The organism is Anabaenopsis elenkinii CCIBt3563, assembly GCF_015245355.1.
Lineage (GTDB): Bacteria > Cyanobacteriota > Cyanobacteriia > Cyanobacteriales > Nostocaceae > Anabaenopsis > Anabaenopsis elenkinii.
In genome coordinates, this window is record NZ_CP063311.1 from 663,713 (window position 1) to 674,640 (window position 10,928).

Sequence of the window (10,928 nt, forward strand, 5' to 3'; positions counted from 1 at the left end):
TTTTTCACAAGGTGAGGATAAGAAGTTTAAATCGTTATCTAGCCCAGAGGGAATTATTTTGAGTTATTTTAAGTATTATTACTGGATAAAACCTAAAAACTCGACACTCACATTCTGGTCTTGAGTATAGGAATTGATGGCAAGTTGAAATTGAGATTAATTATTTGACCCTCTGAGTGATCATGAATCTACCTAACGAATTAAGGACACCTGCATTACTGCAAACTCTCCAATTAATTGCCCAACCTACCAAATTTCTAGAAACTTGTGCTGCCAAATATGGGGATATATTTACAGTGCGTGTACTAGGTTTAAAATCACCCCCCATAGTATTTTTTAGCCATCCCCAGGCTATTAGTGATTGTTTTGCCATCCCTGCTAAATTCTTAGATTTTCAGCAAGCCACCCATGTATTTAAACCATTATTTGGGGAAAATTCTATTGTATTACAACCAGAGCGATCGCACAATCGCCAAAGACAATTATTAATGCCCGCCTTTCACGGTGATCACCTGAAACTCTACGGAGAATTAATTCAGAAAATTACTGAAGATAGGACAAAACATTGGGGATACGGTACCAAGATTGTCACGCAGTCAATCATGGCAGATATAACCTTAGAAATTATCTTACAAGTAGTCTTTGGTATTAGTCCAGGGGTGCGTTATCAACAATTAAAAACACAACTCAGGTCATTATTAGAAGATATAACTAAACCATTATATTCCAGTTTATTTTTTTTCCCACCTTTACAAAAAAACTGGGGTAAAAAAAGTCCTTGGGGAAAATTTATCCACAGACGCGCACAAATTGACCAACTGATTTATGCCGAAATTGCTCAAAGGCGGCCTCAAAATGACATCACACCTACAGATATTCTCGCCTTGCTCATGTCAGTACGTGATGAGAATGGAGAGGAAATGACCGACCAGCAACTACGTGATCAATTAATGTCATTACTACTATTAGGTTATGAAACCACAGCTGGAGTATTAACTTGGGCTTTCTATTTAATTCACTCTCACCCCCATATACACCAGCGACTAACTCAAGAGTTAAATTCTTTAGGTACAAAAGCCAAGGCGGAAGAAATTGTCAATCTACCCTATCTTAATGCAGTCTGTCAAGAAGTCTTGAGAATCCATCCCATTGCCTTAATTTGTACCCCCAGAATGGTCAAAAATCCAGTAGATATTATGGGGAATAAATTTAGTTATGGGACAGTTTTAGTTCCCTGCATTTATTTAGCCCATCGCCGACATGAAACTTATGCAGACCCAGAGAAATTTCAACCAGAAAGATTTCTGCATCAGAAATATTCTGCTGGTGAATATTTACCTTTTGGTGGTGGTTATCGTGGTTGCATTGGTGCAGCCTTTTCTATGTATGAAATGAAATTAGTATTGGCTTCAATATTAATGCGATTTCAACTCACACTAAATCATAAAAGAAATATACATCCTGTACGTCGTGGTATTACCATTGTCCCTAGGGGAGGTGTACCAATGGTAGTAAATAATGTCAAATAATGTCAAATTACTCATATTTGTATATAACTTACTGTAGATACATTCTTGAATATCCAGAGTTTAAATTAAGGAGTATAGATAACCAAAGATATAACGAATCAAATATTCATCCTAAGAGGATGTTTGTCAAGTCATGATTAGTGTATCAACTATTGCTTGACCCCACCCTAACCCTCCCCTTGTAAGGGGAGGGGACTGGATTTTATTGTTTTTTGTGCGGTCGGTGAGCGAAGTCGAACCGTGTTCACTAATCCTTCCCTGTTCGGTGTGTTCCCCATTCCCTAAGATAAAAATTACCTGTTGAAAACTTATAAAACATCCTCTAATAGTCATCCTATTTGAGTTGAGAAATTATCAGTGAGGAAAGGGAACACCGGAGCAGGGAACAGAAATTCTTCATGAATCATTTAGGATTGCTATATATCCCCATACACAAGTGTTTAGCTGATGAACAAAGCCATCAAGTGTATAATATGGCAACTATCAACAACATTTTCTAAAACCCAAATTATAATAATAACTTCTCACCACATTATCCAAGCACAAATATGCAAGAGTATGATGTTGTTATCATTGGCGCAGGACATAACGGACTAGTATGTGCGGCGTATTTGCTCAAAGCTGGTTATAGCGTTCTGCTGCTAGAAAAGCGTCCAGTTCCAGGTGGTGCAGCCACAACGGAGGAATGCTTACCCCAAGAAGCCCCAGGATTTAAATTTAACTTGTGTGCAATTGATCACGAATTTATTCATTTAGGCCCAGTTGTCGAAGAATTAGAACTAGAAAAATATGGTTTAGAATACTTAGATTGTGACCCAGTGGTTTTTTGTCCCCATCCTGATGGTAAGTATTTTTTAGCTCACAAATCAGTAGAAAAGACCTGTGCAGAAATTGCCCGTTATAATGAACGGGACGCTAAAAAATACGCAGAATTTACAGACTACTGGCAAAGGGTGATTAGTGCCATGGGTCCGATGTTTAACGCTCCACCCAAATCATTTATAGATATTTTTGGTAATTATAACATCCAAAAATTCAAAGATTTATTTTCCGTCATCGGTTCACCATCTAAAAGCTTGGATTTTGTTCGCACCATGTTGAATAGTGCTGAGGATATTCTAGAAGAATGGTTTGATGAAGAATTCTTAAAAGCCCCACTGTCTCGACTCGCTTCCGAACTCGGTGCGCCTCCTTCACAAAAAAACCTAGCCATTGGTGTGATGATGATGGCTATGCGTCATCATCCGGGTATGACTAGACCCCGCGGGGGAACTGGGGCTTTAGTCCAAGCATTAGTTAAATTAGTTACTAGTAAAGGTGGTAGGATTCTCACAGAGCAACAGGTAGAGAAAGTATTAATTGACAATGGTAAGGCTGTGGGTGTCAGAGTTGGGGGAGGTCAAGAATATCGGGCTAAATATGGCATTATTTCCAACATTGATGCTAAACGTCTATTTTTACAACTTATGGACACTGATGAGGTGGATGATGCTGACCCGGAGTTACGACCAAGATTAGAACGCCGGATCATTAATAATAATGAAACCATCCTGAAAATCGACTTGGCTTTAGATGAACCTCTGCATTTTCCCTACCATGACCACAAAGATGATTATCTGATTGGCTCGATCTTAATTGCAGATTCCATGGCTCATGTTGAACAAGCCCACAGTAAATGTACCTTGGGAGAAATTCCCGATACTAACCCCTCTATGTATGTGGTCATGCCTAGCGCCCTTGATCCTACATTAGCACCACCAGGTAAACATACTCTATGGATTGAGTTTTTTGCTCCCTACCAGATAGCAGCTGCACAAGGTACAGGTTTAAAAGGTACGGGTTGGACAGATGAACTCAAAAACCAAGTTGCAGACAGAGTAATTGATAAGTTGGCTAACTACGCGCCAAATGTGAAAACAGCAACTATCGCCCGTCGGGTGGAGAGTCCCGCGGAATTGGGAGAAAGATTAGGAGCTTATAAGGGAAATTATTATCATATTGATATGACCTTAGATCAGATGGTGTTTTTCCGTCCTTTACCAGAATTAGCAAACTATAAAACACCAATTGAAAATCTATTTTTAACTGGTGCGGGAACTCATCCAGGTGGGTCAATTTCGGGAATGCCAGGACGTAATTGTGCTAGGGTATTTTTACAAGCCAAGCATCCTTTGGCTCAAGGTTTTAGAGATGCTAGGGATTCATTGAAATCTACTGTTGGTTCGGTATTTGGAATTAGTTAACAGATGTGGGGGCAACTCACCTCCTGGATTGGGGGTGAGTTTATATATTTTTTTAGAGGATGTTTGATAAGTTTTCAACAGGTAATTTTTATCTTAGGGAACAGGGAACAGGGAGCAGGGGGTCTAAAAATCGCTGTAGAATAGGAAAATATAGATATTTGCATAAAATTACGAGTAAAGCCCATGGCTACCACTGCCGATGAAGTTTGGCAACTATTAGGAGAGTTACTCCAAGCCCAAAAGGAAACCGATCGCAAATTCCAAGAAACCAATCTCAAATTCCAAGAAACCGATCTCAAATTCCAAGAAACCGATCTCAAATTCCAAGAAACCGATCGCCTGCAAAAAGAAAATGCCCGGCAAATCAAAGAATTAGGTAAACAGATTGGAGGATTAGGTGCTAAATTTGGCAGTTTCACCGAAGGGTTAGCTCTCCCTTCCATGGAAACCATCTTGCGCCAACAATTTGGCATGGAAATTATCAGCCCCAGTGTGAGGGTGAGCAAAGGTGGAGAACACTTAGAAATAGACGTGCTGGCATATACTAATGGGGACATCAACAGGGCGATAGTTGTGGAAGTCAAAAGCCACGCCAGGGAAGAATCCATTACTCAGTTAGTCAACCTACTCTCCAGGTTCCGCCATTTCTTTCCTGAACATCAGAATAAACAAGTATATGGAATCCTAGCGGCGGTGGATATGTCTGCTCAACTGCGAGAAAAGGCATTGCAAGCAGGATTGTATGTGGCCCGGATTCAGGATGAGGTATTTGAACTGGATACACCCCCTAGTTTTAACCCCCGGGTTTGGTAGGAGACAGGGCGATCGCCTGGCAACAGCGCTGCCGCTATCGCCTAAAATCTCTCAAATGTCTGGACTGAGGATATAATATTTGTATATCCATGGCTAGGGGCTGATGGAGGTGTGTTATGGGCAGTGTACAAACCAGTATTTTTAGAACTAACAAAACTCAGGCGGTGCCTTTACCGAAAACTGTTGAATTACCAGAAACAGTTAAAAAAGTCACAATTGTTGCTGTGGGTAACACTCGCATAATTACCCATGTTGGGGAATCTTGGGATACATGGTTTGATAATTATCATGTATCATCAGACTTCATGAACTCTCTTGAACTGTCAAGAATCACCGACCTTGAAGGTCGGTGAGTATATCAAAGTATAAAGATAATTGTCTCTGTGTTCATAAATATATGAGTCAGACACTCAAAGAAACCAATAACCAGCTAAAGAACTTGTATAAACAAGATTTTTATCAGTGGATACAAACTACAGTTAAAAATATCCGTAATCAAGATTTAACTTTTATAGATTGGGAAAATTTATTGGCAGAGTTAGAAGATTTGGGGAATGAACAAAAGCATCAACTAGAAAATCGCTTAATAGTATTATTTGAGCATTTACTGAAACTAACTTATTGGCATCAAGAGAGAAACTATAATAGTCGAGGATGGAAAGGGACAATTATAGAACAAAGAAAACAAATTAAAAAACTGCTCAAAAGGAATCCCAGTCTTAAGCCTTACTTACTGGAAATATTTGACGAAGCTTATCAAGATGCTAGAGATATTACAGTTGTTAAAACCGGACTAGAACCGAAGATATTTCCTGTAGATATAGCTTTTACTACTGAGCAAGCTTTAGATGAAAATTGGCTGCCTGAAGAAATGGAATAATAATAAGCTGAAAGTCATGTCTGAGAGGATGTTTGATAAGTTTTCAACAGGTAATTAGTATCAGCTAGCCCCACAATGGGAGGAGCATCATAAATCACTAAATCAAAGGTATCTTGAAACTGTGCCATCAGTTTTTTCATTTTCCCTGATGAGAGTAACTTAGGTGCATCGGGGGGAATAGGTCCAGAAGTAATGATAGATAAGTCATTCATACCAGGTAGTGGTGTGACTACATTTTCTACGGACATATCCGTGGTAATTAAACTACTCAACCCCCAGATATTACTTACATTTGCGAACCTATGAATACTAGGGCGGCGCAAATCTGTATCTACCAGTAATACTTTTCTCCCCATGGATACAGCTACTTGAGCCAGATAAAAGGCAATTGTACTTTTACCGTCACCTTGCATAGAGGAGGTGATGGTAATAGAACTGATGGGAGTATCAGAGCTTAATAATTGTATATTTGTGTAGAGCAGCCTGATGGCTTCGATAAAATTGTTAGCGTAATTGGTATATTGTTGTTTGGCTACAGTGGTTCTCTGGGTAGTAGTTTCCATTTGCCCATTAGAGAATTGCATCAAAGCATCTTTGAGTTTGAGGGTTGGGGATTTACCCCGCTGTATTTCTTGGTTAAAGGGAATAGTCCCTAATAGAGGAACTTTGATTCTTTCTTTGAGGCTCAAAGGATTGTGATAAGTATGATCTAGCTTTTCTATGAGTAAGGCTGCACCAATCCCCAGGGAGATACTCGCGGCAATTCCCAGAATAATATCCCGGATAATAGTTGAAGAGACTATAGGATCTATTGGTAGGTTAGGTAACTTAATTAATTGCCAACCTTGTTCCGTCTGAGAGGTTTGAATCAGCAAATCTTCCCGGGCGGATAAAAAACGATTCAGACTTTCATTAGCAATACCTAAACGGCGTTGTATTTCTGTATATTCTCGGATGAGGGTGGGTAATTCCTGGCGTTCCCGTTCTAAAATTCGGCGATTCTTTTCTAGTTCTTGTTGATTAACTTCTAAGGATTTGAGTAATTTATCTGCTTCTGCTCGCCTGGTTTGGATATATAGTTGTGATTCTCGCTCGATTAATGGTTTGAGGTTGTTCTGTTTTTCCTTGAGTGTAATTAGGGTGGGGTTTTCATCTTGAAAAATAGCTGATTGTGTGGCAATTTGAATGTCTAATTGGCGAAATTCTTCATTTAATGCCCGATATACAGGATAGTTATCCAGTACTGACCTGACACCATCTTCAGTTTGTAAGAAATTCCAATCAGTACGAGCTTGGGCTAGTTGTAGTTCCAGTTGTTGCAGTTGTTGAGTTAAAGCTGTGGTTTGTCCTGCAATTTCACCAGCTAGGACTTCTGGACCGAGAAAGTTATACCTACGTCGGAACTGTTCCAATTCTTCCTGAACCTGGTTGACGCGTTTTTGTATATTGGGTAGTTCTTCATCTAGATATTTTAAACCTTGACTGAGGTTAATTCGCCGTTGTTCTTGACTGTAGGCTAAATAATCTTGGGAAATTTGCTCTAATACATCTTTGGATTCCACTGGGTCTTCGCTACGATACCTAACCTGGATAATTTTGGTTTCTCCACCTAGACGAGAAATCGTTAATCCCCGACTCAGATATTCATAGTTGATGTTCGGATAGTTAGCTTGTAACTGTTCAATGCTTTTTTGCAGAACTTGAGGACTCAAGAGGACTATAATTTGAGTTTCGTAATCTAAGCTCTCTCGAGCCGAGGGGTTGATGCTACCCTCTAAGTTTAACACTCTACTGTTATAACCCACAGGTTCAGCCAGCATCTGAAACCGGCTTTCATATTCGGGGGGTTTGGGATTTAAGTAAATATTTAGACCTAGACCTGTGAGCACAGCTGTGGCTACTCCCACAACAACTACAACTCGACGCCGTAACAAACTTAAAAATTCTTTATAATTCCAATCCTCCCCTTGGTGCTGATTTTCCAGAACAGGGGAATAGGGAAAAAATGGGGTGATGGAGTTTCTCGTCTGTTCGGGATTTAGGAGTTTATCAGTTTGGTTCTGACTAATAGACATATGTTATACTAAAAGAACTAAGTAATAAGCTGGGGTTACATTCAAATAGAAATCTAGACACAGTTAACTAAGAGTAGATGATGCTAGAAAACTATGTTTGTAGTTTTAGTCCATAATCCGAAAACTACAGGAAACTACAGGGATAAAAAACCATCAGTGAGAGTAACTGTATAGTAGCAAGATTATCTCATGTGCGATTACGAAAGTTAAGGTAATAGGGGCTACAGCCACAAAATACCTACATCCTGTGTATCTAAAGTCAGGGGGTTTGGCGGGCTTGTTGGTGTAGATGTTAACTTTTTTTTGCTGTCTGAGGAGAAGAGGGGTATTGGTATGATACGTTCATAAAAATATATACAAATCATAAATGTTGGTGTATGAAATAACCAGGTGAGATGCTAATATCATAGCAAGATAAATCACAATTTAGTATGAGGTTAAATTAATTTAACCTCATCTGGTATTTTATATCAGCTTATATGGTCAAATATGGTCAAACTAGGGTTAATCTGAAGGATATTTTACAAGTGAGGATTATTGTGTCAAATATTGCTTGACCGTTGATAATGGAGAAATAATGTGATAAAAATTACCTGTTGAAAACTTATCAAACATCCTCTTACCTACACCCCCAACTTGTGCCAAATTCCTAGAGTATGAAAAATTCCCAACAGATCAGCAACCCATTAGGACAGTCTACGGTAGATGGTACAAACAAAAGTGATGATTGTTCCTATGAGCAGAGATTTAAGTTATCTGTAGTCACACAGTTTTTTCCTCCAGACTATGCTGCTACAGGACAATTAATTGAGGAACTGGTGCAGCAGTTAGAACATCAAGGGGTAGAGATTGATGTGTTTACCAGTCAACCGGGATATGCCTTCAGGATGAGTCAGGCTCCCCGTATGGAACTGCGTGAGCAAACTAGGATTCATAGGTCTCGGACTTCGCAAATGTGGCCTCGGAGAATTCGCGGTAAGGCTATAAATGGACTTTTATACACCATTCGTGCTTTTTTATATCTGCTCGCACCTTGGCGGCGAAGTAATGTATTGCTGATCACGACAGCACCACCATTCTTGCCCATTGTGGGTTATTTGGCTAATATGCTGTGGAAGTTGCCCTATGTTTGTATAGTCTATGATTTGTATCCAGATGTGGCGATCGCACTGGGTGTAGTATCCAAGCAGCACTGGGTAACAAAACTTTGGCAAGGGTTAAATCAGCGAGTGTGGCTCAAAGCTGGGGGAATTGTGGTTCTCAGTCCGGAGATGAAACAACGGGTTGTAGAGTACTGTCCCCAGGTGGCCCATAAAGTTTCTGTAATTCATAGCTGGGCTAACCCAGATTTAATTGTACCTATTGCCAAATCAGAGAACTGGTTTGCTTGGAAGCACAAGTTAGTCAATAAGTTCACAGTCCTATACTCTGGGAATATGGGGCGATGTCATGACATCGATACTTTGTTAGGCGCTGCCATAGAATTACAACATGAGTCTGTGCAGTTTGTCTGTATTGGTGGGGGTGCTAAACGGGAAGAGTTGATTGCTAGGGTATCTCAATTAGAGCTAGGTAATTTTACATTTTTACCTTATCAAGATAAGGAAGATTTAGCCTATTCTCTCACCGCTGGCGACCTGTCTTTGGTGAGTGTTAGCCGCAGCAGTGAGAGTTTAGTATTACCTAGTAAGTTATATTCAGCATTATCATCTGGGAGGCCATTGGCAGTAGTTTGTTCACCCTACTCTAGCTTAAGACAAATAATTACCGAGGCTGAATGTGGGGCGGCATTTGACAATGGGGATGGTCACGCACTGGCGGAGTTTATCCGTTTATTGCAAAGTAATCCAACACTAGCAGAACAGATGGGTAAATCGGGACGGGAGTATCTAAAATCCCACTTTACACCCAGAATTATTGCCCAACAGTACCTTCAGGTTTTACTACAAACAGCGAATATTAAAAAGAGTAAAAATTTTTGAAATTATTGCTTGAATGTGTGGTACAATCGGTATAACAAGATAAATCTAAAAAGGGAATAATCCCTGATATGATTTTTCATCTCTCTTTGAGTAAAAACTAATAGTTCCTATCGGCATAGGCTGATTTTTAAGGAGTGAACTTTGACGGTCTAATTGATCTCAGTTTCTCCAAACGTAACCTTCCTATTGATTTTGATATTAGGGGGCCGAATTGCCCAGAAGGTGTGACCGAAATCTGAAACGTTCCAAACAAAGAGCTATTTACTGTCCTATCCATAGTTGTTATCTAGATAGTGTCAGTCGCAAATATAAAGTTATCGAAAAAATAAGTTTAAAACTCCGTCGTTCTACGACGGCTTTTCTTGATTCTGGATATATTTCTTAAGCACCTCAAGTGGCGCACCACCAACAGAAGACACCAATTAACTAGGACTCCATGGTGAGGTATGTGGCTCGGATTCAGGATGAGGTATTTGAACTGGATACACCCCCCAGTTTTAACCCCCGTGCTTGGTAGGAAATACGGCGTTACCCTGTGTGATCGTCTCTGGTGTTGGACGCACAGCTAAACCAGTCGGTTTTTAAGCTATTAGGCTCTTAATTTATTCCATTTATTCCCTGGCTCCCAGTAAAATATATATAGCAGGGGGCAGGGGGCACCGGAGCAGGGGGAAGCCTTGAAACGCTTGAATTTCAATGGTTTTATCTTCTGTTTGTGTCCTAACCACCTTGGCGGTTGCTGTAGTAAAAATAGTAAAAGTTTTACCCTTGAAGCTGAATATCAAGACTATGAAATCTGAAGGAGCTTCACGATACGAAGAGGATTTTTATGGCTGGACTCAGTGGCAAGTACAAGCACTAGCACAAAGGCAAGTATCAGAATTAGACTGGCAAAATTTACAAGCTGAATTAGAAGGGTTGGGAAGACAGGAATACCGAGAATTAGTCAGTCGTCTTACTGTCTTGTTAGGTCATCTGCTCAAGTGGGAATATCAGCCAGAAAACCGTTGTCGCAGTTGGTTTCTGACTATCAGAGAACAGCGCCGTGCAATCAACCGCCATTTTCGTCGCAATCCTAGCTTAAAGTCTTCCATGGCTGAGGCTGTAGAGGATGGTTTTGCCGCAGGGGTGGATTTAGCTCTACGGGAAACCAATTTACCCTTGAGAACTTTTCCGGAAAAATGTCCCTACAGGTTTGAAGAAGCGATCGCAGATAGTTTTCTTTGTGATACTAGCCAAGATTGGCAATAACTATTTACCATCTGCATAAGGATTTGCAAGCAACCCTTGGGCGATCGCCTTTGGTATTGGGTACACAGCTAGGTAAACCAGCCAAGAGCCAGGGGTTTCAAACCCCTGTCTGAAAGCTGAAGCCGGTTGAAACCGGCTAGATTGTCTAGGTGATG

The 10,928-nt window shown here is 40.2% G+C and carries 8 protein-coding genes and 1 pseudogene; 7 read left to right on the plus strand and 2 right to left on the minus strand.

The annotated features are described in order from the left end of the window. Positions 1-182 precede the first annotated feature (182 nt). The 5 genes from IM676_RS03055 (at position 183) to IM676_RS03075 (ending at position 5,465) form a co-directional block, all read left to right on the plus strand. Complete coding sequence (locus IM676_RS03055) at positions 183-1,529, plus strand: cytochrome P450 (RefSeq protein WP_200987249.1); 1,347 nt, start codon at positions 183-185, stop codon at positions 1,527-1,529. A gap of 548 nt (positions 1,530-2,077) precedes the next feature. After that, on the plus strand, positions 2,078-3,772 hold the full coding sequence (gene crtO / locus IM676_RS03060; protein ID WP_200987248.1) for a beta-carotene ketolase CrtO: 1,695 nt from the start codon (positions 2,078-2,080) through the stop codon (positions 3,770-3,772). A gap of 183 nt (positions 3,773-3,955) precedes the next feature. Further along, entirely contained in the window at positions 3,956-4,585 is a 630-nt protein-coding gene (locus IM676_RS03065; protein WP_200988870.1) for a DUF3782 domain-containing protein, read from the plus strand. 116 nt (positions 4,586-4,701) lie between these two features. Further along, positions 4,702-4,938, plus strand: a complete 237-nt coding sequence (gene vapB / locus IM676_RS03070; protein WP_200987245.1) for a type II toxin-antitoxin system VapB family antitoxin — start codon at positions 4,702-4,704, stop codon at positions 4,936-4,938. A gap of 44 nt (positions 4,939-4,982) precedes the next feature. Continuing rightward, positions 4,983-5,465 (plus strand): DUF29 domain-containing protein, encoded by a 483-nt coding sequence (locus tag IM676_RS03075; RefSeq protein ID WP_200987244.1) that lies wholly within the window; start codon positions 4,983-4,985, stop codon positions 5,463-5,465. 14 nt (positions 5,466-5,479) lie between these two features. On the opposite strand, the gene IM676_RS03080 is transcribed toward IM676_RS03075, so the two are convergent. Beyond that, positions 5,480-7,540 (minus strand): GumC family protein, encoded by a 2,061-nt coding sequence (locus IM676_RS03080; RefSeq protein ID WP_200988871.1) that lies wholly within the window; start codon positions 7,538-7,540, stop codon positions 5,480-5,482. 656 nt (positions 7,541-8,196) lie between these two features. Here IM676_RS03080 and IM676_RS03085 point away from each other — a divergent pair. Continuing rightward, positions 8,197-9,522 carry a glycosyltransferase family 4 protein gene (locus tag IM676_RS03085; RefSeq protein ID WP_200987246.1) on the plus strand — a complete coding sequence of 442 codons (1,326 nt, stop codon included), beginning with the start codon at positions 8,197-8,199 and terminating at the stop codon, positions 9,520-9,522. 347 nt (positions 9,523-9,869) lie between these two features. Here IM676_RS03085 and IM676_RS03090 read toward each other — a convergent pair. Beyond that, a pseudogene (locus IM676_RS03090) lies at positions 9,870-9,995 on the minus strand (IS200/IS605 family transposase); the annotation flags it as partial. A gap of 316 nt (positions 9,996-10,311) precedes the next feature. Here IM676_RS03090 and IM676_RS03095 point away from each other — a divergent pair. After that, the gene (locus IM676_RS03095; RefSeq protein ID WP_200990060.1) at positions 10,312-10,773 is read left to right on the plus strand and encodes a DUF29 domain-containing protein; all 462 of its coding nucleotides are present in this window, start codon (positions 10,312-10,314) and stop codon (positions 10,771-10,773) included. Positions 10,774-10,928: the final 155 nt, after the last annotated feature.

Coding starts and splice junctions, on each gene's coding strand:
- IM676_RS03075 (WP_200987244.1), top strand. CDS start 4,983: ATGAGTCAGACACTCAAAGAAACCAATAACCAGCTAAAGAACTTGTAT.
- vapB (WP_200987245.1), top strand. CDS start 4,702: ATGGGCAGTGTACAAACCAGTATTTTTAGAACTAACAAAACTCAGGCG.
- IM676_RS03065 (WP_200988870.1), top strand. CDS start 3,956: ATGGCTACCACTGCCGATGAAGTTTGGCAACTATTAGGAGAGTTACTC.
- IM676_RS03085 (WP_200987246.1), top strand. CDS start 8,197: ATGAAAAATTCCCAACAGATCAGCAACCCATTAGGACAGTCTACGGTA.
- crtO (WP_200987248.1), top strand. CDS start 2,078: ATGCAAGAGTATGATGTTGTTATCATTGGCGCAGGACATAACGGACTA.
- IM676_RS03055 (WP_200987249.1), top strand. CDS start 183: ATGAATCTACCTAACGAATTAAGGACACCTGCATTACTGCAAACTCTC.
- IM676_RS03095 (WP_200990060.1), top strand. CDS start 10,312: ATGAAATCTGAAGGAGCTTCACGATACGAAGAGGATTTTTATGGCTGG.
- IM676_RS03080 (WP_200988871.1), bottom strand. CDS start 7,540: ATGTCTATTAGTCAGAACCAAACTGATAAACTCCTAAATCCCGAACAG.